The 24,094-nt window shown below is 73.8% G+C and carries 10 protein-coding genes and 1 pseudogene; 2 read left to right on the forward strand and 9 right to left on the reverse strand.

All coding sequences use genetic code 11. The features are described from left to right. Positions 1 to 63 precede the first annotated feature (63 nt). Positions 64 to 1,056 (reverse strand): zinc-dependent alcohol dehydrogenase, encoded by a 993-nt coding sequence (locus ACP4J0_RS05025; RefSeq protein WP_426597364.1) that lies wholly within the window; start codon positions 1,054 to 1,056, stop codon positions 64 to 66. Positions 1,057 to 1,165: 109 nt separating this feature from the next. Between ACP4J0_RS05025 and ACP4J0_RS05030 the strand changes: the two genes are divergently transcribed. Then, on the forward strand, positions 1,166 to 1,939 hold the full coding sequence (locus ACP4J0_RS05030) for a CDP-alcohol phosphatidyltransferase family protein (protein ID WP_426597365.1): 774 nt from the start codon (positions 1,166 to 1,168) through the stop codon (positions 1,937 to 1,939). Between the two features lie 143 nt (positions 1,940 to 2,082). Here ACP4J0_RS05030 and ACP4J0_RS05035 read toward each other — a convergent pair whose 3' ends face one another. The 8 genes and pseudogenes from ACP4J0_RS05035 to ACP4J0_RS05070 form a co-directional block, all read right to left on the reverse strand. After that, the gene (locus ACP4J0_RS05035) at positions 2,083 to 3,315 is read right to left on the reverse strand and encodes an MDR family MFS transporter (RefSeq protein ID WP_426597366.1); all 1,233 of its coding nucleotides are present in this window, start codon (positions 3,313 to 3,315) and stop codon (positions 2,083 to 2,085) included. Further along, complete coding sequence (locus tag ACP4J0_RS05040) at positions 3,312 to 5,102, reverse strand: ABC transporter permease subunit (protein WP_426597367.1); 1,791 nt, start codon at positions 5,100 to 5,102, stop codon at positions 3,312 to 3,314. Before ACP4J0_RS05040 ends, ACP4J0_RS05035 begins: the two co-directional genes overlap by 4 nt. 3 nt (positions 5,103 to 5,105) lie before the next feature. Continuing rightward, entirely contained in the window at positions 5,106 to 6,611 is a 1,506-nt protein-coding gene (locus ACP4J0_RS05045) for an ABC transporter substrate-binding protein (RefSeq protein ID WP_426597368.1), read from the reverse strand. A gap of 177 nt (positions 6,612 to 6,788) precedes the next feature. After that, a pseudogene (locus ACP4J0_RS05050) lies at positions 6,789 to 7,319 on the reverse strand (GNAT family N-acetyltransferase); the annotation flags it as partial. A gap of 88 nt (positions 7,320 to 7,407) precedes the next feature. Further along, entirely contained in the window at positions 7,408 to 8,493 is a 1,086-nt protein-coding gene (locus ACP4J0_RS05055; RefSeq protein ID WP_426597369.1) for a DNA helicase, read from the reverse strand. Beyond that, positions 8,490 to 10,364, reverse strand: a complete 1,875-nt coding sequence (drmB, locus tag ACP4J0_RS05060) for a DrmB family protein (RefSeq protein WP_426597370.1) — start codon at positions 10,362 to 10,364, stop codon at positions 8,490 to 8,492. The genes ACP4J0_RS05055 and drmB overlap by 4 nt, the downstream gene beginning before the upstream one ends. Continuing rightward, positions 10,361 to 13,543 carry a helicase-related protein gene (locus ACP4J0_RS05065; RefSeq protein ID WP_426597371.1) on the reverse strand — a complete coding sequence of 1,061 codons (3,183 nt, stop codon included), beginning with the start codon at positions 13,541 to 13,543 and terminating at the stop codon, positions 10,361 to 10,363. The genes drmB and ACP4J0_RS05065 overlap by 4 nt, the downstream gene beginning before the upstream one ends. A gap of 65 nt (positions 13,544 to 13,608) precedes the next feature. Continuing rightward, the gene (locus ACP4J0_RS05070; RefSeq protein WP_426597372.1) at positions 13,609 to 17,529 is read right to left on the reverse strand and encodes a sigma-70 family RNA polymerase sigma factor; all 3,921 of its coding nucleotides are present in this window, start codon (positions 17,527 to 17,529) and stop codon (positions 13,609 to 13,611) included. A 222-nt stretch (positions 17,530 to 17,751) separates the two neighbouring features. On the opposite strand from ACP4J0_RS05070, the gene ACP4J0_RS05075 reads away from it, so the two are divergent. Then, positions 17,752 to 24,084 (forward strand): protein kinase domain-containing protein, encoded by a 6,333-nt coding sequence (locus ACP4J0_RS05075; RefSeq protein WP_426597373.1) that lies wholly within the window; start codon positions 17,752 to 17,754, stop codon positions 24,082 to 24,084. Positions 24,085 to 24,094: the final 10 nt, after the last annotated feature.

Here is a 24,094-nt window from a genome sequence, read left to right on the forward strand (position 1 = left end):
CCCGCACGTCTCTTCTCAGGGTCCGGCGCCGATGCCGCCCCGGAGGGGACGGCTGGTCAGCGGTCAGTCACCGCGGCCCTCGTCGGCGTACCGGATCCGGTGGCACAGGGCGGGGATCTCACCGGCGGCCAACCCTCGGAGCACGTCCGGCAGTTCGGTGAACGCGGACTCGCCGGTGACGAGCGCGTCGAGCGCCGGGTCGGCGAGCAGGTCGAGGGCGAGGGCGAGCCGGTCGGCGTACGTGCGGGTGGCGCCGCGCGCCGGGGAGACGGTGCCGACCTGGCTGCTGCGCAGGGTCAGGCGCCGGGAGTGGAAGGCCTCGCCGAGGGGGAGGGCGACGCGCCGGTCGCCGTACCAGCTCAGTTCGAGGACGGTGCCCTCGGGCCGCAGGAGCTCCAGTGACCGGGCGAGGCCCGCCTCCGTCGCGCTGGCGTGGACGACGAGGTCGAGGTCACCGAGGGCGTCGGCGGGCGACGCGAAGCCGACGCCGAGCGCCTCGGCGACCCCGGCACGGGCCGGGTCGGCGTCGACCAGCTGGACGCGGACGCCGGGGAATCGGGCCAGCAGTGCGGCCACCGAGCAGCCGACCATGCCGCCGCCGACCACGGCGATCCGGTCGCCGACCAGGGGCGCCGCGTCCCACAGGGCGTTGACGGCGGTCTCGACGGTGCCGGCGAGCACGGCCCGCCCGGCGGGGACCTGTGGGGGCACCGGGGTGACGGCGGCGGCCGGGACGACGTACCGGGTCTGGTGCGGGTAGAGGCAGAAGACGGTACGGCCGACGAGGTTCCCCGGCCCCTCCTCCACCACTCCGACGTTGAGGTAGCCGTACTTCACCGGCCCCGGGAAGTCGCCCTCCTGGAACGGCGCGCGCATGGCCGCGTACTGGTTCTCGGGCACCCGGCCGCGGAGGACGAGCGTCTCCGTGCCCCGGCTGACCCCGCTGTAGAGCGTCCGCACGAGCACCTCGTCCGCCCCGGGCTCGGGCAGCCGTACCTCGCGGATCACGCCCCGGCCCGGCGCGTCGAGCCAGAACGCGTGTGCGGTGCCTGTCATCGGATGTCCTCCTGAACGATCGGGAAGCCGCTCACGTACCGAGGGACGCACGAGCCGCGCACAAGGTAGCGGCGCTGATCGACTCTGTCACTCGGCCGGAGGGTGTTCGGTGGCCCTGAACAACACGTACGACGCGTACGACGCGAGGCCCGTTCAGCAGGAGACGGCGGTGGGGGCGGGCGCGCAGATCCTGCTCCTGTCGCTGCTCGGCACCGCGATCGGCATGGGCACGGCCGGCTGGCTGACCGGGCTCGCGTTCGCGTTCGCCACCTGGGCGGTGCTCTCCCGGGCCCTGCACCGCTCCCGGCTGCCGTCGTTCGGCCCCGCCAACCGGGTCACCCTCGGCCGGGCCGTCCTGGTCGGCGGGGTCACGGCGCTGGTCGCGGACTCCTTCCGCGGCGCACCGCCCGTCTCCCTCCTCGTCGGCCTGACGGCCGTGGCCCTGATCCTGGACGGCGTGGACGGCAAGGTCGCCCGCCGCACCGGCACGTCCTCGCCACTGGGCGCCCGGTTCGACATGGAGGTCGACGCGTTCCTGATCCTGGTGCTCAGCGTGTACGTCGCGTTGGACCTGGGCCCGTGGGTCCTGCTGATCGGCGGCATGCGCTACGTGTTCGTCGCCGCCGCCCGCCTGTGGCCGTGGCTGACCGCCCCGCTGCCGCCGAGCACCGCCCGCAAGACGGTGGCCGCGCTGCAGGGCGTGTTGCTGCTGCTGGCGAGCGCGTCCCTGCTGCCGCGGACGGCGAACGCCGGGGTGGTGCTGGCGGCGCTGGGGCTGCTGGCCTGGTCGTTCGGGCGGGACGTGCGGTGGCTGTGGCGGCGGACGCCGCGGGAGAAGGACGCCCCGGACACGGTGGCGCCGGATCTCCTCGCTCAGAGGTGAGGCGGCCTTGCCGGCGGCGTGGACCGCCGGCGCGGGGGCGGGCGTGCAGGCCGACGCGCTCCACGGCCGGGGACGGTCTCCGGAGACCGCTGGACACTGGATCACGGGCGAGGGAGCGCCCGCGTACCGGCGTGCCGAAGGGCTCAGTGGCGCCGGGGCAGCAACCCCACCGCCGCCAGTGGTACGGCGGCCAGGACGAGCCACGGCACGGCGGCCGGGAGCCCGCTGTCCAGCAGCAGGCCGGTCGCGGAGCTGCCGGCCAGCACGATGAGCCCGGAGACCGAGGACAGCGCCCCCGTGTACAGCCCGAGCCGCCCCTCCTCGGCGAGGTCCGGCACCCAGGCGCGGGCGACGGGCGCGACCAGCATCTGCCCGAGGGTGAGCAGGACGACGAACCCGGCGGCCGGCACCAGCCCGCCCGTCCCCGTCCACCCGGCGGGCCGCGCCAGCGCGACGACGGCGAAGCCGGCCGCGATCAGCGCCAGCCCCGCCACCATCGACCGGCGTGGCGCCAGCCGCGCCCCCGCCCACCGGGTCACCGGCAGCTGCGCGGTCACCACCAGCAGCGAGGACAGCGCGAACATCCAGGCCAGCGGCGCCTGTGAACCGGCGGCCCGCTCCACCTCGGCGGGCAGCGCCAGGTAGAGCTGGTTGTAGGCGAGCAGATAGGCGCCGTACGCGCAGCACAGCGCGAGGAAGCGCCGGTTGCGCAGCAGCAGCCGCGCCCCGCCCTTGACCCGCACCTGGGCCCGCCCGGGTATGCGCTGCGGCAGCAGCCACGCGTGCCCGGCGAGGACGAGCACGAAGACGCCGGCCCCGGCCAGGCACGCGGTACGGAAGTCGACGGCCAGCAGCAGGGCACCCAGCAGCGGCCCGACGAACGCCCCCGCCTGCCCGGCGACGGTGAACAGCGCGAGCACCCTGGTCCGGTCCCCGCCGCCCTCCTCCTCCCAGACGACGGCCTGCCGGGCGACCTCGGACTCGACGGCCGGCGAGAAGAGCGCGGCGGCGAACCCGATCAGCAGCACCGCCCCGACGACCGCCCAGGTCCGTTCGGCGAACCCGAGCCACGCGAACCCGGCGATCCGCAGCACGCATCCGGCGAGCACGACGGGCCGGATGCCGTACCGGTCGGCCAGCGCCCCGCCGACCACGAACAGCCCCTGCTGGCTGAAGGTGCGCAGCCCGAGCACGAACCCGACCAGCCACCCCGCCATGCCGATGGCCCCGCCGAGATGCTCGGAGAGGAAGGGCAGGACGGCGAAGAAGCCGATGTTGAAGGCGAGTTGGGTGAGGATGAGCAGCCGGAGCAGCGGGGAGAGCGGGGCGCCGCGGCCGGCCGCCCCCACGCGCCGGCCGGTGGAGGTGGAGATCATCGGAGTGCGGTCGGTTCCTTCTGGGCGGCGGGCTGTCGGCTGACGACGGATTCCGTACGACGAGCTCGCCACCGAGGGGGACGCAGGCCGCCCGCGGCGGTGACGGCCAGCGCGCCGAGCAGGGCGAGGACGGCGGCGGGGGCGAGGACGGCCCAGGGGGCGCGCTCGGCGTAGGGCTGGTTCTCGGCGAGGAGCAGACCCCACTCGGGGGACGGCGGCTGGGCGCCCAGGCCGAGGAAGCCGAGCGAGGCGAGCGCGAGGGCGACACCGGGCAGCCGCAGCAGGGCGTGGCGCAGGACGGGCGGCAGGACGGCGGGCAGCAGTTCGCGCCGCAGCAGGTACCAGCGCCCGGCACCCAGGCCCCGGGTGGCCGTGATGTGCAGGGTGGCGCGTTCCTGGCGCAGCAGCGCCGAGGTGTGGGCGGCGAGCGGCGCCCAGGCCACGGCCCCCACGGCGAGCGCGGGTGTGGCCGCCCCGCTGCCCGCGACGGCGGTGACGAGGAGGGCGGCGAGTACGGGCGGTACGGCGTTGACGGTGTCGACGAGCGGCGCGGACACCCGGGGTACGAGCCCGAGGAGTACGCCCGCGAGCAGCGCGGCGGCGCTGATGGCGGAGGCGAGGAGCAGGGTGTCCAAGGCGCCGTGACCGACGCGGGCGAGCAGGTCGCGGCCGAGGGCGTCGGTGCCGAAGGGGTGCTCGAGGGAGGGGGCCCGCAACCGCTCCCCCGTGGCGAGGGCGAGCGGATCACGGGTCAGGCCGAGCCCGATGACGGCGAGCAGGACGGCCCCGTAGAGGAGGGGCAGCAGCCCGCCGGCGGGCGGGGCGGGCCGGTGCAGGGAGGACAGGGCGCCGTCGCGCAGGGCGGGCCCGGTGAGCAGGTGGGCGGCGACGCGGGTGGCACCGGTGGCGAGCGCGGCGAGCAGGACGAGGGCGAGGGTACCGGCCTGGAGGACGGGCAGGTCCTGGGCGAGGGCGGCCTGGAGGGTGGTGCGGCCCAGGCCGGGGATGTCGAAGACCTGCTCGACGGCGACGGCCCCGCCGGTGAGGCCGACGACGAACAGCCCGAGGTTGGGCAGCAGCGCGGGCACGCACCGCCGCAGCGCCTGCCGTGCGATGCGCCGCCCGGTCAGTCCCCGGGCGGCGGCGGCCAGTGCCCACGGCTCACCGAACGCGCCGGGCAGCAGGTCGTCGAGCAGCCGCCCGAGCACGGCCCCGGCGGGCAGCCCGAGGGCGAGTGCGGGCAGGATCGTCCACTGGAGCCCGTACCACCCCAGCGCGGGCAGCCAGCCCAGCTGCACCCCGACGACGGTGGCGAGCACGGACGCGACGAGGAACTCGGGCAGTGAGGCGATCACGGCGGACGCGGTGCCGCCCCGCCGGCGCCCGCCGAGCCGCCGCCGGGCGCCCAGCCGCAGGGTGCGGGCGCAGATGAGTCCGGCGGTGACGGCGGCGACGAGGAGCGCGGCGGTCATGAGCAGCAGGGAGGCCCCGAGCGCCTGGAGCACGTCGGGCAGGACGTCGCCCCCGGAGATCCACGACTGCCCCGCGTCACCGCGCGGCAGCCCGCCGAGCCACCGCGTGAGCACGTGCAGCGGGCCCCCGTCGAGTCCGAGCTGCTCCCGGACGTCCGCGAGCACCTCGGGCGTGGGCTCGCGCTCGGCCGAGCGTGCCTTGAGGACGGTGTACGCCGGATCGGTCCGCGTGAGCCACGGCAGCAGCCCGATCCCGCACACGAGGCCCGCCGCGAGGACGACCCGCCACACCGCGGTGGCCACCTGCTGCCGCACGGCTCAGCGCCGCGTGCCGGTGCCGACGAGGGTGCGCTCGTACGGGTCGAGGATCACGCCCTGTACGGAGTCGGCGACGCCGGTGATGATCCGCTGGTGCACGAGCGGCACGACGGCGTCGCTGCCGAGGATGCGGGCCTCGGCGGCCATGGCGGCGTCCTGCCGCTTCGCGGTGTCGGCGATCTTCTCCGCCTCGGCCACGGCAGCGTCGACGTCCTTGTCGCACAGCTGGGCGATGTTGAAGCCGCCGTCGCAGGTGTAGTCGCTGGCGAGGACGGCGACGGGGTCGCCGGTGTCGAGGAGGGTGTTCCGGGCCAGCACGAACGCGTCGAACTTCCCCTCCAGCGCGTCGCCCTCCAGCCGCGAGTACTCGCGGACGGTGAGCTTCACCTTGAAGCCGGCCTTCTCCAGCTGCTGCTTGACCACCTGGGCGACCTCGGGCAGCTCGGGCCGGTTGTCGTAGGTGGCGAGGTCGATGGTGTCCCCGCCGGGCTTCGCGGCCGCCGCGCGTCCGACGGGCGCGGTCCGCTTCCCCTCGGCCCAGGTCACGGCGGGCCCGTAGATGCCGGCACTGGGGTCGGCGTACCCCTCGTACACGTCCTTGGCGAACACCGGGGTGTCGACGGCTGCGCGGGCGGCGGCCCGCAGCCCGGCGTCCTCGAAGGGCCCGGACGAGGCGTTGAGGAGCAGGCTGGTCGTGCGGGTGGTGGCGGTGTCGCGCCGGGTGTCCTTGTCGAGGGTCGCCGCCTGGGAGACGGGGACGGCCTCGGCGATGTCGAGCTCGCCGGTCCGCAGCGCGTTGGCGCGGGCGGTGCCGTCGGCGATGAAGCGGGCGTCGATGCCGGAGGCCTGGGCGCGGCCGCCCCAGTACTCGTCGAACCGGTCGAGGGAGGCTGAGGTGGCGCCGTTGACCTTGGTCAGCTCGAAGGGTCCGGTGGCGGTGCCGACGGGGTCGACGCGGTTCTTGTCGGCGTAGGCCTTGGCGGACAGCACGGCGAGGCTGGGGCTGGAGAGCCGCAGCGGCAGCACGGGATCGGGCGCGGAGGTCGTGATCCGCACCGTCCGTTCCCCTCCGGCCTCGGCGGTGAGGGTGACGCCGGCCAGGGCGGCGGGCGCGGGCTCGGCGTCGGTGGCGTGGGTGAGGGAGTCGGCGACGGCGGCCGGGGTGACGTCGGTGCCGTCCTGGAAGGTGGCGTCGCGGAGGGTGAACTCCCAGGTCTTCTCGCCGTCCCGCCGCCAGGACTCGGCGAGCGCGGGGGCGGCGGAGCCGTTGGCGTCGAGGGCGGTGAGGCCCTCGGTGACGGCGAGGCGGCTGAGGAGGGTGGCGTCGGCGCCGTAGGGGGAGAGGTTCTCGGCGGGCGGGAAGGCGAGGGCCACGCGGAGGCGGGAGCCGTCGGCGTCGTCGCCGGAGCCGGAGCCGGAGTCGTCGCCGCCCGAGGCAAAGCAACTGGATATCAGCGGTATGAGCAGGAGAGGGGCGAGCAGCCGGGAGCGGCGGTGGGAGCGCATGGTCCTCGGATCGATCGGGTGTGCGGGAGCGGGTCGGGCGAAGGCGGCGGCGAGCAGGAGCCTACATGGCAACCGTTTCCATTACCTTGCCGCCCCTGGTTCCGCGGCCCCTGGTTCCGCCACCTCTGGCCCCACCGGCCCTCGCTCTGCCGGGCCTCGCTCCGCCGACCCTCGCTCCATCGGCACGTCGAAGTGCACGATCCCCTGCCCGCCGCCCGCGTCCTCACGCTCGTCGTGCACCACCTTGGCGAGCGACCGCCAGAACGGCTCGGCGCCGGTGACGGCCGGGTCGGTGTGCAGGTAGACGGCCCGGTATCCGCCGTCCGCGACGGCGAACGCGAGCAGTTCGTCGACGAGTCGCCGCGCCAGCCCGCGCCGACGGTGCTCGGGCCGGACGTACACGCGGCGCAGCTGCGCGGTCACGCCGGAGGGGTAGCGCTCGGCGACGTGGCGCGGGTTCGGCGGGTGTACGGGACCGCGGGAGTCGAGGGCGCCGGTGGCGACGACCTCGCCGGCCTCGTCGACCGCGACGAGGAGGGTGTGCCGCTCCGACGCGAGGTACGCGCCGGCCGGGTCGACGATGTCGCCGTGCCAGCGCGGGACGTAGCCCGTGCCGAAGTCGCGGTAGACGGTGTCGAGCATGACGGCTCGGGCACCGTCGAGGTCGGCGGGGGTGGCTGTCCTGAGGCTGTAGTCACTGCTGCGCACTTGCACATGGTACGCATTAACGGAATCCGCTGATCAACATGCCTCTCGGGTCGTCGCTCTCCCCCACCCCCGCCCTCCGACCGCTCCCTCAGCCGCGCATCAACTCGCCCCTGCCCACCTGGGCCAGCAGCGGAGGCTCCGACTCCCCTTCGTATCCGAGGTGGAGCTCGCGCCGGGCCCTGGTCGCCAGGACGTAGTACGTCATGCGCAGGGCGGCCGCGGAGGGGTCGCCGGCCGCGTCCGTGTGGGTGTCGGGGATCACGACCGTGTCGAAACCGAGCCCCTTGGCGCTGGCCCGGTGGACGATGACGATGCCCGGGCGGCCGAGGTCGAGGTTGCGGTACTGGCCGCCCTTCGCCTCGGACGTGTAGAGCTGGGGCTTCAGTCGTGGCGCTCGGCGGGTCAGGCTGCCGAGCAGCGAGAACTGGGTGTGCTTGGAACCCACGACGACGCCGATGGTGTCCTTCGGGTGCCGCTCCGCCAGCAGTGCCAGCAGGTCCGCGGCGCCGCGCTCGTGGAAGCGGTGCAGTCGCGGCGGCGGCCCCTGCCGGGCGGGCAGGGCCGGTGCGCCGGCGCCCGTGTGGAAGTGGGCGGCGAAGGACGCGATCTGCTCGGTGTTGCGGTGGTTGCCGTCGAGCTCGTGCCGGGCGCAGCGGCCGAGGTTCCGGGCGATCTCGGCGAGGGTGGAGTGGGTGTCGGTGAGGCGCTGGCACTCGTCCGCGTAGACCGTCGTACGGGCCCCGAGCATCCGGCAGAGCAGGTAGAACTCGGGCGGCAGGTCCTGGCCTTCGTCGACGACCAGGGTGAGGCCGGGGATAGGACCGGTGTCGGCGGCCCGCTCGTACAGCGCGTGCCAGTCGTACCAGCCGTCGTCGCTGCGCGGGGCCTTGCCTCCGTGCCACTCGGCGAGCCAGGCGTGGGCGGTCGTGACGCGTACGCCGCGGTCGGCGGTGCCCAGGGCGTGGACCGTCGCGGCCAGCGACTGGCGCAGCAGGTTGGAACGGGTGAGCACGGCGACCGGGGTGCCGGTGAGGGCGAGCATGAGGGCCCGCTGTGCCGCCAGCAGGCTCTTGCCGCTGCCCGGCGGGCCGCTGATCAGATGGTTGCCGTCGAAGGGCAGGGCGTCGAGGCCGGCCCGTTGTTCGGGGGTGAGGTCGAGGTAGGTGAGGGTCACGTCTCCTCCAGTGCGTCGGCGGCGGCCGCGCGTGCGGCGGTGACGATGGGCTCCAGGTATCCGGGTACGTGCTCGCCGCCGACGACGAGGGCGCGGTCCAGGAGGGTGTTGCCGGTTTCGCAGCTGGTCTCGGGCAGCAGGGCGCAGGCGTGGCAGGCCGCGCGGTTGAGGTTGCCGAAGCCCTGGCCGGTGTGCTCGGCGCAGAGCGGGTCGGCCGAGCACCAGGCGGCGGCCTCCGTCATGCGCAGGAGTGTTTCCGCAAGTCGCGGGGGCTCGCCCTGGCGGACCAGCCCGCCGAGGGTGCCTTCGGCGTCGCCTGCCGCGGTGTAGACGAGGATGCCGTACTGGTCCTGCTCGGGGCGGGCGTACACGCGCTCCCGCAGGCTCGCGGTGGTGTATCCGGACTCGAAGGAGAGCTGGCGGATCAGCAGGTGCGCGAGCGTGTGGAGGAGGACGAAGCGCGGCGCGAGTTCCGGGCCGGTCAGGGCCTCCAGGCGGTCCCGTTGGAAGGAGCGGGCGAGGTCGGTCCGCATGCCGGTGACCCGCTTCCGTACGTCCGCGTCCGCCTCCCAGCTCGCGAGTTCGGCCCGGTCCAGGGTGAGGAAGACACCCTCGCCGAACACCTCCACCGCCGGCAGCCACTTGAGGCGGCGGGCGGTGTCGGCCGGTACGGCGGTGGCGTCCGGGGAGACCCTGCTGAAGCCGGACAGGGCGCGCACCTCGCGGAGCCGGTCGGCGAGGACGATCCGGCCGAAACGGCGGCTGACGGCGGCCCACGGGTCGGTGGTCTCCCCCGCGAGTCCGAGGGTGGTCTCGCGCAGCGCGAAGTCCCGGGTCGCGGGCGGGACGGGCGCGGTGAAGGCGGCCCACTCCTCGCGGCTGAGGTCGGGGCGGGCGGGCGCGGCCTGCGCGTCGGACACCGGGGCGTCCGGGGAGGCGCCTGGCGGGGGCACGGGCTGCCCCGTCTCCTCGGCGAGCAGCGCGTCCATGAGGGCGTCGTCGGCGCCGGTGTCCTCCTGGATCATCGTCCGGAACACCCCCGCGCGCGGCGTGGCGGCCACCCGGCACAGCGACACCCACAGATCGTGTTCCCGCACCCTGGCCGCCAGGCCCTCGTCGCCGTGGTCCGCCGGTACGTCGGACTCGGGGATGTCGAGTGCCGAGTGGACGATCGGGTAGTACAGGTTGCCGGCCGTGCGCTGCACGATCTGTACGGGCCGGGGGCACTCCGTCCGCTCGTTCGCCCGCTGCCACGGGTTGCGGCCGGAGCAGCGCATGCCGTGCGTGCCGAGGATGTCGAGCAGGTCCCGGGACGCGCCGCAGCCCTTGGCGGTGCAGGTGACGGAGAGCGCCTCGAGGCCGGAGGCCCGCTCGGAGACGAGGAAGCGCAGTCTGTCGCGCTCCTCGCACCGTCGTCGTTCCCCGGCGTCGCGCCGCGAGTGGGCCCAGAACCACCAGTCGACGTCGCTGAGGTGCCCGGCCTGGCAGATCTGCACGAACCGCATGGGCGCCAGCGTCCGCGCCGGCGAGCAGGACGGGCAGCGCGGCGGCTGCCCGGGCTTCTCGTCGGCGATCCGCCAGCGTTTCATCCGGCGGCAGGAGCCGCAGAACAGCCAGGACGGGAAGCGGATGTACGGCGCTCCGGGCGCGTCGGGTACGTCGAAGCGGTCGTTCGCGGTCGCCGGTGCGGCGTAGAAACCGGTGACGCCCAGCCGGGAGGCGAGACGCGGGGACTCCAGCTTCTGCCTGCCCCTGGCCGGCCAGTCCCCGATGCCGGTGGCGACGAAGGACTCGCCCTGGATGTCGAAGACGGCTCCGACGCCGAACGGCACCACCGTCTGCGACTGGCGTACCCGCAGTGTGCGGCTCACAGGTCGGCTCCCTTCACCGTCACCTGGCATTCCCGGTCCACGTTGCGCATGGAGTTCGGTGTCTCCCACAGGCCGTAGTTCTGCTCGAAGCTCTTGATCAGGTTGGACTGGCCCTTGCCCTGGCTGCGGTAGTACAGCTCGCGGCCGTCCTTGCGGGCCTCGCGCGCCGCGTCCTCCCAGTCGGCGATCAGTCCCGCGATCTCCTTGCGGACGGCGTCACCGGCGGCCGGGTCGGCCGCCTCGGCCCGCGCGGCCAGCTCCTCGGCGAGGGCCTCCAGGTCGGGGAGGCGGTCCAGAACCTGCCCGGCCTGGTTCTCGGCGGCGAGCCCGAGCCGGTGCCGTACGAGGACGACCAGTGCGGCGTGCAGGGCGCGCCGCCGGGAGGGCACGGACCAGGGGGTGACGCTGGTCGGTTCGACGTGCCGGTACAGCGACCGGTGGTACACGTCGAAGGTCTCGTAGTGCGAACGGTCCCTGGGCCGGGTGGCGTTGAAGAAGGTCACGACGAGGCCGGGCACGGTGTGCCGGCCGACCCGGCTGGTGGCCTGGATGTACTCGGCGGTCGTCTTGGGCTGCCCCTGCATCAGCATCAGCGCGAGCCGCTTGACGTCGACCCCCACGGACAGCATGTTCGTGCAGGGCAGGAAGGACACCGACTGCGGGTCGTCCCAGTCCTTCTCCAGCCGGTCCAGCAGGACGGGCTGCTCGGCACGCGGGAGGTTGCTGGTCAGTTCCTGCACCTGGTTGTCCGCCAACGGCCGTACTCCGCTGCCCGTGTCGAGTCCGGCGAGCTGGGCGGGGATGTCGTCGGCGGCGGCCGTGACCGTGCGGCCGAGCTCGCGCAGGCTGTGGTGGTAGGCGACCAGGGTCCAGTAGGCGTCCCGGTGTTCCTCGGGCAGCTCCCACGCTCCCTGGAGCAGGGCGGCGGCGGTGGCGACGGCGGCGCGGCCCGCCGTATGGCCCTGGGCCATGACTCCGAGGTAGCGGCGGCCGGGCTTGGAGGTGTCGGGTTCCGCGAAGTAGGAGTGGCGGGCGTCGAGTCCGGCCGGCGGGAAGAGCTGGACGCCTCCGCCGTACAGGGCGCGGACCTGCTCCCCGGAGCGGCGGATGGTCGCCGTGGACGCCACCACCTTCGGTCCGGTGCCGTCGGGGCCGGCGCACAGGCCGAGGACGGCGGACTCGTACAGGCCGACGGTGGTGCCGAGCGGGCCGGTGAGCAGGTGCAGCTCGTCCTGGATGACGAGCGACGGCGGCAGGTTGCCGGCGCCGTCCGCCCTGCCCGCGCTGTCCGCGCCGCCCCCACTGTCCGCGCCGCCCCCACTCTTCGCGCCGAACAGGCGGCCCGCGCGCGGTTCCCAGGCGAGCCGGGCGAACTTGTCCACGGTCCCGAGGACGAACGTCGGCGGCCGGTCGTAGAGGTGCTCGTCCACGACGGCGACGGGCAGTTCGTCGTGGAAGACGCACTCCTGGCGCGGGCAGAAGAAGGCGAAGGAGTCGGCCGTGGCGCGCACGCCGTACTCGCCGATGTCGGGCGACTTGTGGGCGGGCAGGATGCGGGTGCCGCACCACGGGCAGCGGTCGAGGATGAAGACGTCGTCGGGCTGGGCGGCCTGGCGGGCGTTCTCGAAGGCGGTGCGGGCCTTGTCGTACGTGTTCGGGGTGGTGGTCTCGCCCACCCACAGACCGATGGAGAACGGCTCCTCGCCGTACGCCGCCGGGTCCGCGCGGCGCAGCGTCTCCAGGGCGCAGACGGTGCCGGCGGCGCGCTGGAACTGCTGGGTGGTGAGGAGGCTGAGGGTGTACCGGCTGAGCACGGCCGTGCCCCCGCCGTCCGGCCGTCCCCGGCGCAGCACCATCGTGAAGGCGGCCAGCAGCAGATACGCCTCGGTCTTGCCACCGCCGGTCGGGAACCAGATCAGGTCCGTCACGTCCCGGTCCGCGTGCCGGGGGTCGGCCGTGCCGTCCACGGCGAGCAGGAAGAACGCCAGCTGGAAGGGGCGCCAGGTGGCGCCCGGGTACGGCTCCGGATCGAGGGGTGCGGCTTCCCCGCGGGAGCGCCGGGTGCCGGCGAGGTCGGGTGCGGAGTGGCGCATCTGCAGGGCCATGGCCCGGTTGGCGGCGCGGAAGGCGTGCAGCAGTTCGGGGCGGCGCGGGTCGCAGAGGGTGCGGACGCCCGACTCGATGCGGGTGACGGCGGTGCCGATGCGGTCGAGGACGCGGGTGGCGGCCTCGCGCCCCCACCCGGGCACGTCCGCGTTCAGCTGTCCGACGTACCACGCCCGGTAGTCGGCCGCGAACTCGGCCAGCTCTTCCCGGAGTTGCTCGACCGGTACGGCGGGATCGGCGAGGTGGCGGAGATCGAGCACCGGTGAGCCACTGAGCCCCGCGGCCCGTACGCCGGTGACCTCGGCCTCCGGCATGACGGCGGCGCTCAGTTCGGTCACCTGTTCGCCGGCGTCGTCGTACCGTTCCGCGACGGCGCATCCGTGGCCGACGGCGTGTGTGCGGATGTGCCGGTACTGGAGGCGGAGTTCCTGCTCCTCCGGGTCGCGGCTGGCCAGGCGGACGCTCGGGTACTGGAGCACCCTGCCGTCCACGGGCCGGGCGCGCAGCTCGACCTGGAACAGCATCCGGTCCCAGTGGGCGGCCTTGCCGAGGTCGGGTTCGTGCGCGGCGGCGTTGACCAGGGCGACCGTGACGAGCCGGCCGGTGCCGAAGACGCGTCGGCGGACGCGGAGTTCGGCGCGTCCGTCCAGAACCGTGACGTGATCCTGTCCCGGGGCGAGCCGGTGCGTCTCGGCGGGCAGCGGGACCCGCTGCCAGTTCCGGCCGCGCTCACCGGTGCGGGCGCGGGTCTCGTAGCGGGCGGCGGAGCATTCGATCTCCACGGTGTCCGCGTCGGTGTAGAAGCTGAACCCGAGGGAGGAGGGCAGCCAGGAGTTGGACTCGGGAACCGGGTCGGTGGCGGGCGCGGTGTCCTCGGCACGCCCCTCGGTGCCGGCGCCCTCCAGTTCCTCGGCGGCCACGTCCAGCTGGCGCTGGAGGTCGGCCTCCTGCGGGTACAGGGTGCCCATGAGGTACTGCCGGTCGGGCGGGGCGTCGAGCGTCTCGTGTTCGCCGTCGACCGGGCCGACGAGCTGCCGTCGGAGGTAGGCGACGAGTTCCTGTCGGGGGTCCATGGTGTTCCTGGTGGTCGGGGCCGTGACGTACTCGGACGGACTGGCGGGTGCGGCGGACGCGTGACTCATGAGCGGCGCCAGCGGTCCCGGAGGGAGGTGCGGCTCTGTGCGGCCGCCGCTTCCTGCGCTGCGGCCAGTTCCGCCTGGACGGCGCTGAGCCGCGTCTGCAGATCGGTGATGCGGAGCCAGGCGTTGTGCTCGCTCCGCGCGATGCGCTGTGCCGCCTGCTGCTCGGTCTCCTCGGCGCTTCGGCGGGCCGCCTCGACGAACAGGTCCCGCTGGGCGACGGCGGCCTCGGCCTCCCGCAGCCGTGCCTCCATCTCGGCGACCCGCACCCGCACACCCTGGCGGTACTCCTCCCGGGCCGACGCCGCGGCCCGCTCCCGCTCGGCGGCGGCTTCCTCCGCCGTGCGCACCCTGGCCTCCAGCTCGGCGACGCGCTCCTCGGCGGCACTTTCGCGGTCGGCGGCGGCCGCCTGAGCCGCCCTCAGCCGTGACTCCAGTTCTGCGATGCGGGCCTCGGAGCCCTCGCGGTACTCGTACAGCCTCTGCTCCAGCTCGTGCGCCCGCTCCTCGGCGGCGGTCGTCCGCAGGCCGGCCTCCTCGGCGCGTTCGGCCCTGCGCAGCAACGCCGCGTACGCCTCGCGGTGCTGTTCCTTGAGGTGCGCGAGGTGCTCCTCGGCCTGGTGCCGGACATGCCTCTCGCGCCGGTCCAGGGCCCGGTCCGTACGGTGCAGCAGCTCCGCTTCGAGCGTGTCGAGCCGGCGCTCGGCCTCCGCCCGGACGGCCGCGACCCGCTCGTCGGCGGCGCCGCGCACCTCGCTCAGTCGGCGCTCGTGCTCCCGTGCCAGCAGGGCGAGTTCCGCCTCGTGTCGGGCCCGCGCCGCGGCGAGCAGTTCCTCGGCGTCGACGACCGGCGGCTGCTCGGCTGCGACGACCGGCGGCTGCTCGACCGGAGCGGCCTCCACGGAGACCGGTGTCAGCGGCTCACCCTCTGCGCCGGCCGTGCTGCCCTCGGACGTACTGACACCCTCGCCGCTGCTCGCCCTGGCGGGCGTGGGCTCCTTCCGCACCGGGCGTGCCGCGACGAACTCCCGCAGGGCGTCACGGACGACGAGGCGCGAGGCGGCGCGCACCAGGGGCGTCGTGGCAAGGTACGCCCGAGGTGTCGCCCCGGCCAGCGCGTCGGCGGGCCGCTCGAAGAAGTGCTCGGGCCGCAGTTCCCAGCGCTTGACGGTGTCGAAGACCTCCTTGAGCACTTCGAGGGCCTCGACCACGGGACGGTCAAGCATCCCGCGCTGCCGGGCGGCCCGCACCACGGCATCCGTGACGGACGATCCGAGCAGCACCGACAGTTGCAGGTGTCCCAGGGCCAGCAGCGCGTACTCGGCGAGCCAGGCCACTCCCCCGCCCATGGGCGGCTGCGTCAGCGTCCGGGCCTTGTCCCAGTCGGCGGTGGTCTGCGGCGCCGTCCCGGCCGGACGTTCCGTGTCCGGCGCTTCCGACTCCGGCTCCGGCTCCGACTCCGACTCCTGCTCCTGCTCCTGCTCCTGCTCCTGCCCCTGCCCCTGCCCCTGCCCCTGCCCCTGCCCCTGCCCCAGTGTCCGGTCCTCGGCCAGGCCCGCCGCCTTCCGCTCCGGCTCCCGGCCTTCCGTCGAGGTCTCCGCCTCCCGGCCTTCCGTCGAGGCCTCCGGCTCCGCACCCGGAGTGGCGGCGGCGAGGAACTCCCGCAGGGCATCGCGCACGGCCAGTCGCGACTCGCCGTTCACCAGAGGGCTGTCCGCGAGGTACGCGCGGGGTGTCGCCCCGCGCAGCGCCTCGGCCGGACGGTCCAGGAAGTCCTCCGGCCGCCGCTCGACCACCGCTACCGCGTCGAAGACGCGTCGCAGCACTTCCAGTGCCGTCAGCACCGGCCGCGGGAGCGGCGCGCCGTCCCGGACGTGCCGCGCCACCGCATCGGTGGCCGGCTGCCCCGACAACACGGCAAGACCGGCGTCCCCGACCGCTGTCCGCGTGTATTCCACGAGCCACGAGATCTGGTCAACGGGTGCTCGCGCCAGCCGACGGGCGTGCTCCCAGTCGGCGGCGACCACGTTCGAAGCCCCGGTGTCAACGGTCTCGCCGACGTCCACGGCCGCCTCGTCCAGTGCGCTGTCCCCGGAGATGTCCGTCCCCGCGGGCTCCGGCTCCGCTACGGCGTCGGCGATCGGCGCGTCACCGTTTTCCTCCCGCTCCCCCGCCACCGCGGTCCGCACCGAAGCCGCAGCCACCTGCCCGTTCTCCTGCTCCTGCTGCTGCTCCTGCTCCCAGGTGGCCCGGGCGAGGCGCTCGGCCCTGGCCTTGCGGAGTGCGAGCCGGGCCCGGGCGGTCCGGGCCGCATGGGTGGCGCGGGCGAACCGCTCCGCCCTCTTGGCCTCGGCCGCCTGCTCCGCCGCATGCTCGGCCTTCTCGCACACGGCGTCCAGGCCGACGAGGCCCGCCGTGCGCACCCGCTCCCGCAACACGGGCCGCACCTTGGCCTCGATCTGCCGGATGCGTTCCCGCGTGACGCCGAACTCGCGTCCGAGATCGTCCAGCGTCGAGGGTTCGTCCCCGTCCAGCCCGAGCCGCCGCACGAGGATGCGCGCCTCCCGCTCGGTGAACGTGTCCACCACCGCCAGGAGCTCCGCGACGTGCACGGCACCGATCACCTGCGTGTCGACCGACGGCAGGAGGTGTGTCTGCGCCACGAAGTCCGCCAGGGTCGCGCCGTCGCCGATGACGCGGTCGAGGGAGTCGGTACGGCGCGTGAGGCGACGGATCTCCTCCACCTTCTGCAGGGTCATGTCGCACGCCACCGCCACGTCGGCAGCGGTCGCCGGGCGGCCCTGACCCGCCAGGTTCCGTTCCGCCCGGGCCACCTTGCGCATCTGCTCGTGCATGTGGACCGGGATCCGGATCAGCGCGCCCTCGTCGGCGATGGCCCGGGTGATGGCCTGCCGGATCCACCAGGTGGCGTAGGTGGAGAACTTGAACCCCTTGGTGGGGTCGAACTTGCGGGCGGCCCTCAGCAGACCGAGAAAGCCGTGCTGGAGCAGGTCGTCGTAGTCGAGGCCCTGTTCCAGGTACGGCCGGACCAGGGAACGCACGAGCCGCTGATTATGCACGACAAGGCAGTCACGGGCTCTGATCCTGAGGTCGTCGGGCGGCAACGCCTTCAGTTCTTCCTCGTCCGGTTCGCGCGCGATCTCCTCCGCCCCGCCCCGCACCATGACGGCCAGTCCCACCTCGGCCTGCGCACTCAGCAGCCGGCTGCCCGGGCGTCGCTCGCGCCGGTCGACTTCGAGTACGGCGTGGGCGGCGGCCAGCGCTGCGGCGAGGTCGGCAGGCGTCGCGTCCACCGCGAGGCCGTCTCCCGTCTCCTGCGGGTCCTGCGCCTCCTGCGGGTCCTGCGCCTCCCGCGGATCCGGATCGACGGAAGCGGCCGCGTCCGGCGACAAGTCCGCCGACGTGCCGGACGGTATGGACTCCCCCTGCCCGCCCCCGCTGGACGCCACCTCACCCGGCGCCCCCTCCGGGCCCCGCACCAGTACCCCTTCGCGCAGCTGCGCCGCCTCGCGCGCGTCGAGCCCGGCAAGCCGGACCACACCGTCCAGGACACGGGAGGTGACATAGCCGTCGGCGTCCGCGTACCGGGCGAGCAGGTTCCGCACAGGGCGCAGCCGGGGAATCACGTTCTCTCCACGATCGTGTGCAACCTTTTCACGGTCTCGGCCGTCGCCTTCTGTGTGCACGTGCAAGTCCTGCACGGGCAGCCCCAGCCGGGCCAGCTCGTGACGCAACCGCTCCCGCTCGCCGTCCCCCAGCGCGAGCGTCCGTACGTTCTCGTCGAAGACGAGTTCCGGGACGACTCCGTCCACGGCCGCGTGCCGGAGCCGCACGAGCAGCTCCGCGACGGCCGCGCGCAGGCCGGACGACCCGTTCCCGGCGGCAACCGGCTGAGTCATTGCGTGCACCCCCCAACCTTTCACATGGAACGCTAGACTCAATGCGTTGATGATGTCAACAGAGGAACTCCTGTCGCACGCGGGGCAGTTCGTGTACGGTGGGCGCTGGCGCACTCGGCTCTCTGCCACAGTGAACGGGGGCGTCGCCAGATCTTGGGGCGTTCCAGTGGATCCGCGCGATCACGCGGCGCGGGAACGCGGGCGAGGGGCGAAGGAGCGGCAGTGAGCCACGGGCTGGTCGACGGCAGATTCCGCGTCGGACGCGTCATCGGCAGGGGCAACATGGGGGAGGTCCACCAGGCGGAGGACCTGCACGCCCCGGAGGGGTCGTCGGAGCGCACCGTCGCCGTCAAGACGATCCTGCGCCGCCGCACCGGCACGCAGATCGACACCGGCGGGGACGCGAAGGCCGTGCAGCGGTTCAACCGCGAGGTGCGGATCATGCGCCGGCTGCTGCATCCCAACCTCACCCGGCTGGTGGCCGGCGGCATCGACGAGGACCCCGGCACCCCCGGGGGCCTGCCCTACCTGGCCATGGAGTTCCTGGACGGCGAGACCCTGCGCGACCTCGTCGAGGAGGAGGCGCAGTTGCCGGTCTCCTGGGCCGCGGCCATCGGCGCCCAGATCGCCGCCGGGCTCGCCACCGCGCACGCCGCGGGCATCGTGCACCGCGACCTGAAGCCCGCCAACGTGATGCTCACGCAGGGCGGCACGGTCAAGGTCCTGGACTTCGGCATGGGCAGCATCGTCGACGACCCGGACCAGACCCGGCTGACCAGCACCGGCGTCAGCGTGGGCACCGCCCGCTACATGGCGCCCGAGCAGTGCCTGGCCAAGCAGGTGACGCAGGCCGCCGACCTCTACGCCCTGGGCTGCGTGCTGTACGAGATGCTGGTCGGTGTTCCGCCGTTCGCCAGCGAGTCCGCGTACGAGCTGGCCGACCGGCACGTCAACCAGCAGCCCGCTCCCGTCCGGGTGATCCGCGCCGAGATCCCCGTGGAACTCGCCCGGCTCGTGGAGCGCCTGCTGGCCAAGGACCCCGCCGACCGCCCCGCCGACGCGGTGACCGTGCGGGACGCGCTGCTGCCGCTCGCCGTGTCCGAGGCCGAGGGCCTGCTGCCGCACTGGAGCGCGCTCGACCCGACGGCGCCCCTGCGCGAGGCCGCGCCGGCCCCGGCGTCCGCGGCCCCGGCCGACCCGGAGGAGGCCACCGCGCAGCCGGCGTCCCCCGGCGCGGTCATGGACGTCTTCGGCGTCCACAAGGCACTCATCAAGGACTACCGCTCCTTCACCGAGGGCGGCACCGTCATCCGTGACGACCGCATCGCCGGCTTCGTGGAGAAGGACCTCGACGGCAAGTCGCAGTGGCCCGACCCCTGGCTGTCGCTCAACCCGTTCTTCCAGGGCGGCGGCACCGTGGTCGAACTCGCCCAGGAGAAGGTGCTGCACGCCGAGTGCGCCCGCATCTTCCAGGCGAAGAAGACCGAGGGAGGCACGGTCTGCGACGGACGCCCCCTCACCCTCCACCGCCACCAGCGCGACGCCATCGACGCGGCCGCCTCGGGAGCCTCGTACGTCCTGACGACCGGCACCGGCTCGGGCAAGTCGCTCTCCTACATCGTCCCGATCGTCGACAAGGTGCTGCGCGAGCGGGACGAGGAGGGCCCCGACGCCCCGGGGCGCGTGCGGGCGATCATCGTCTACCCGATGAACGCGCTCGCCAACAGCCAGTTGCGCGAGCTGGAGAAGTACCTGCGCGACGGGTACGGCGCCGGCAGGGAGCCGGTCACCTTCGCCCGCTACACGGGCCAAGAGGACGACGAGAAGCGCCGGGAGATCCGCGACAACCCGCCGGACATCCTGCTCACCAACTACGTGATGCTGGAGCTGATGCTCACCCGCCCCGCCGACCGGGCGAGCCTGATCCGGATGGCACGGGGCCTGGAGTACCTCGTCTTCGACGAGCTCCACACCTACCGCGGCCGTCAGGGCGCCGACGTGGCCCTGCTCATCCGCCGCGTCCGCGAGGCCTGCCAGGCGGCGGACCTGCAGTGCATCGGCACCTCGGCGACCATGTCGACCGAGGGCACACTGGAGGACCAGCGCCAGGTGGTCGCCGAGGTGGCGAGCACCCTGTTCGGCACGCGGGTACGCCCCGAACACGTCATCGGCGAGACCCTGGTCCGCGCCACCGGGGACGTGCCGGAGACCGTGCCGGCCGAGCGCCTCACCTCCCCGGCCGCCCCGCGCGCGTACGACGACCTCGTCCGCGACCCGCTGGCCCGCTGGATCGAGGGCCGTTTCGGTCTGGTCGAGGACAAGGAGTCGGGCCGCCTGGTGCGGCAGCGGCCGGCCAAGATCGAGATCGCGGCGAAGGAGCTGAGCGAGCGGTCGGGCGTGCCCGAGAGCGACTGCGTCGCCGCCATCCGCGCCACGCTCGAGGCCGGTTCACAGGCCCTCCACCCGGTGACCGAACGCCCGCTGTTCGCGTTCCGGCTGCACCAGTTCCTCTCCAAGGGTGACACCGTGTACGTCACCCTGGAGGACAAGCCCTCCCGCCACCTCACCCGTTCCTACCAGCTCGAACAGCCCGGCAGTGGCGGCAAGTTGCTGATGCCGCTGGCCTTCTGCCGGGAGTGCGGCCAGGAGTACCTGACGGTGTGGCGCACCGAGCAGGACGGCGCGGTCCGCTACGAGGCCCGTCGCGACACCTCGGCCACCGGCGGCCGGCAGGGCGACGGCTACCTCTACGTCGACCACGAGCGGGAGTGGCCGTCGAACGTGCAGTACGCCGTCGACGACCGCCGACTGCCCGAGTCCTGGCTCGAGGTGGACGACCGAGGTCAGGAGGTCGTCAAGCGCACCTACCGCGACCGGGTACCGCGCGCGGTCACCGTGGACCCGTACGGCCGGGAGCTCCAGGCGGGTCAGAGCGGCCTCAAGGCCGCGTTCGTCCCGTCCCCCTTCCTCTTCTGCCTGCACTGCGGGGTGGCGTACGAGCAGACGCGCGGCAAGGACTTCGCCAAGCTCGCCACACTGGACCAGGAGGGCCGGTCCTCGGCGACCTCCCTGGTCTCGGCCTCGATCGTGCGGTCGCTGAAGTCGGTGCCGGAGGAGGCCCTGGACAAGGAGGCACGCAAGCTCCTCACCTTCGTCGACAACCGGCAGGACGCCTCCCTCCAGGCCGGCCACTTCAACGACTTCGTGCAGATCACCCAGTTGCGCGGGGCGCTGTACCGGGCGGCACTGGACGCGGGCGACGACGGCCTGCACCACGAGGAGCTCGCCTCCGCCGTCACGAACGCCCTCGCGCTCGCCCCCGCCGACTACACCGGCGACACGGAGCTCTCCCCCGGCCTGGCCCGCAACGCGGCCCGCACGCTGCGCGACGTGGTCGCCTTCCGGCTCTACCTGGACCTGGAGCGCGGCTGGCGCATCACCATGCCCAACCTGGAGCAGACGGGCCTGCTGGAGATCGACTACGAGGACCTGCACTGGGTGGCCGGCAAGCAGGACCGCTGGGAGACGAGCCACCCGGCGCTGCGGGACGCCGACCCGGCGCTGCGCGCCGAAATCGTCAAGGCGTTGCTCAACGAGATGCGCCGCTCGCTGGCGATCGACGTATCGTACTTCCGCGACGACACCTTCGAGTCGCTGCAACGCGCCACCGAGGAGCGCCTGGTGGACCCGTGGGTGCTGTCCTCCGGTGACAAGCCGCGGGTCGGCACGGCGTACCCGCACCCGTCCCGCCCGGGCGCCGACCGCTCCAGCCTCTTCCTGTCGGCGCGCGGCAAGTACGGCAAGTACCTGAGGCGTGCGGACGGTGCCTTCGCGGAGCTGGACCAGGACGACCTCCAGCTGATCATCGCGCAGCTGCTGACGGTCCTCACCAAGGCGGGCCTGGTGAAGGAGGTCGAGACCGCCCCGCAGCGTCCGGGCCGCTACCGGCGCGCTTCCGGCCCGGCGACGACCGGTTACCGGGTGGCGGCCCAGTCCCTCGTCTGGCGGGCCGGCAAGGGCGAGTCGGGCGCCCACGACCCGCTCACCCGCACCTACCAGAGCGGCGACGGCCCCCGCATCAACACCTTCTTCCTCAAGCTGTACCGGGAGACCGCCGACGCGCTGTCCGGCCTGTTCGCCCGCGAGCACACCGCGCAGGTCGCACCGGAGGACCGGGAGAAGCGCGAGGAGGCCTTCCGCAAGGCCGAACTGAAGCTCCTGTACTGCTCCCCCACGATGGAGCTGGGCGTCGACATCTCCTCGCTGAACGCGGTGATGATGCGCAACGTGCCGCCGACACCCGCCAACTACGCCCAGCGTTCCGGCCGCGCCGGCCGCAGCGGCCAGCCCGCGCTGGTCACGACGTACTGCGCGACGGGCAACAGCCACGACCAGTACTACTTCCGCCGCTCGCACCGCATGGTCGCGGGCGCGGTCGCCCCGCCCCGCCTGGACCTCGCCAACGAGGACCTGGTCCTCTCCCACCTCCAGGGCATCTGGATCGCCGAGGCGGGCCTGCGCCTCGGCCGCGCCATCCCCGAAGTGCTGGACGTCTCCCACCCGGACACCGGCGACCGACCCGACCCGGCCCTGGAACTGCTCCCCGAGATCCAGGCCGCCTCGTACGACGACGGAGCCCAGCGCCGCACGGTCGACGCGGCCCTGCGCGTCCTCGGCCCGCTCCTCCCCGACTTCGTCGACACCACCTGGTGGCACGACGACTGGATCCAGGACAAGGTGCGCACGGTCCCCGAGCGCTTCGACCACGCCTTCGACCGCTGGCGCAGCCTGTTCCGCGCCGCGCTCGACGACCAGTACGTGCAGAACAAGCGCCGTCTGGACTACAGCCTCACGGAGGGCGACCGCAACCGCGCCAACTCGCGGCGCCGCGAGGCGGAGACACAGCTGAACCTGCTGATGAACGAGAGCGTCGACAGCAAGTCGGTCCTCTCGGACTTCAACCCGTACCGCTACCTGGCCTCCGAGGGCTTCCTGCCCGGCTACAGCTTCCCGCGCCTGCCGCTGGCCGCGTACATCCCGACGATCGGCCGCCGCCGCGGCGACGGCGACTACCTCCAGCGGCCCCGTTTCCTCGCCATCCGCGAGTTCGGCCCCGGCTCGCTCATCTACCACGAGGGCGCCCGCTACCAGGTCACCCGCATCCAGCTGCCGCCGGACTCCTCCGGCGAACTGACGACGGGCGAGGCCCGCCGCTGCGCCCACTGCGGCTACCACCACGACCCGAAGGAGCGCGAGGACCGCTGCGGCTTCTGCGACGAACCGCTGAGCTCGGCGACGTACGGCCTCCTCCACCTGCACACGGTGTACACCACCCGCCGCGAGCGGATCTCCTCGGACGAGGAGGAGCGGCGCCGCGCCGGCTTCAGGCTGGAGACGTCGTACCGCTTCCACGACCACGGCGCGCGCAAGGGCCGCCTCAACGCCACGGTCGCCGACGCGGCGGGCGGGCAGCTCGCCGAGATCGCCTACGGGGACTCCGCGACCGTCCGCATCACCAACACCGGCCGGGTGCGCGCCAAGAAGGACGAGCCGCAGGGCTACTGGCTCGACCTGGCCGACGGCCGCTGGATGAACGACAAGGACGCTTCGGAGGCCTCCGGTGACTCCAGCGAGCTGCCGGTCATCGACTCGGACGGCAACGAGCGGCGCCGCAAGAAGCGGGTCATCCCGTTCGTGGAGGACCGCCGCAACATCCTCGTCGTCACCCTCGACGAGGCGCTGCCCGAGCCGGTCGCGCTGACGCTGATGTACGCGCTGGAGCGGGGCATCGAGGCGGCGTTCGAGCTGGAGGACGCCGAGCTGACGGCCGAGCTGCTCCCGCCGGACGACGGCCCGCGCCGCCGCATGCTGTTCATGGAGGCCGCGGAGGGCGGCGCGGGCGTCCTGCGCCGCCTCCAGGCGGAGAACGACGCCGTGGCCAAGGCGGCCCGCCGCGCCCTGGAGATCTGCCACTTCGCCGCCGACGGCACGGACGAGGGCGGCGAGGCCCACCGCGGCGACCGCGCCTGCGCCCTCGGCTGCTACGAGTGCCTGCTGACGTACGGCAACCAGCTCGACCACGCCCGGATCAACCGCCACACGGTGGCCGCGCTCCTGGTCCGCTTCGCGTCGGCGACGGCGACACGTGAGGCGCGTGGGGAGTCGCGGTCGGAGCAGTACCGCCGGCTGGTCGCCCAGACCACCGCGTCGCCGGCCGAGCCGACAGTGGTGGAGGCCTCGGCAGCGGCGGAGCTGGCGGAGCAGGGCGACTTCCTGGGCTGGGTGAAGGCGAAGGGCCTGAACCTGCCGACGGAGACGGGCACCTTCCTCACCGAGGCCAACGCCTCACCCGACTACGTCTACCGGCAACCGGGCCTGCGCCTGGCCGTCTTCGTCGACCTGCCCGACACGGAGCGGACCGCCCTGCGCGACGAGGACGCCGAGGAACGCCTTCTCGACGCCGGCTGGGAGTACGTCCGCTTCCACCCCGGCGGCGACTGGGACGCGCTCGCCGGGTCCTACGCCGACTGCTTCGGCTCGCCCACCGCCAACTGACCGCCGCTCC

The organism is Streptomyces sp. WG7, assembly GCF_049975785.1.
Classification (GTDB): domain Bacteria; phylum Actinomycetota; class Actinomycetes; order Streptomycetales; family Streptomycetaceae; genus Streptomyces.

Excerpts from the sequence above, each read along its gene's own strand:
- ACP4J0_RS05025 (WP_426597364.1), bottom strand. The coding sequence starts at position 1,056 with ATGACAGGCACCGCACACGCGTTCTGGCTCGACGCGCCGGGCCGGGGC.
- ACP4J0_RS05035 (WP_426597366.1), bottom strand. The coding sequence starts at position 3,315 with ATGATCTCCACCTCCACCGGCCGGCGCGTGGGGGCGGCCGGCCGCGGC.
- ACP4J0_RS05045 (WP_426597368.1), bottom strand. The coding sequence starts at position 6,611 with ATGCGCTCCCACCGCCGCTCCCGGCTGCTCGCCCCTCTCCTGCTCATA.
- ACP4J0_RS05065 (WP_426597371.1), bottom strand. The coding sequence starts at position 13,543 with ATGGACCCCCGACAGGAACTCGTCGCCTACCTCCGACGGCAGCTCGTC.
- ACP4J0_RS05070 (WP_426597372.1), bottom strand. The coding sequence starts at position 17,529 with ATGACTCAGCCGGTTGCCGCCGGGAACGGGTCGTCCGGCCTGCGCGCG.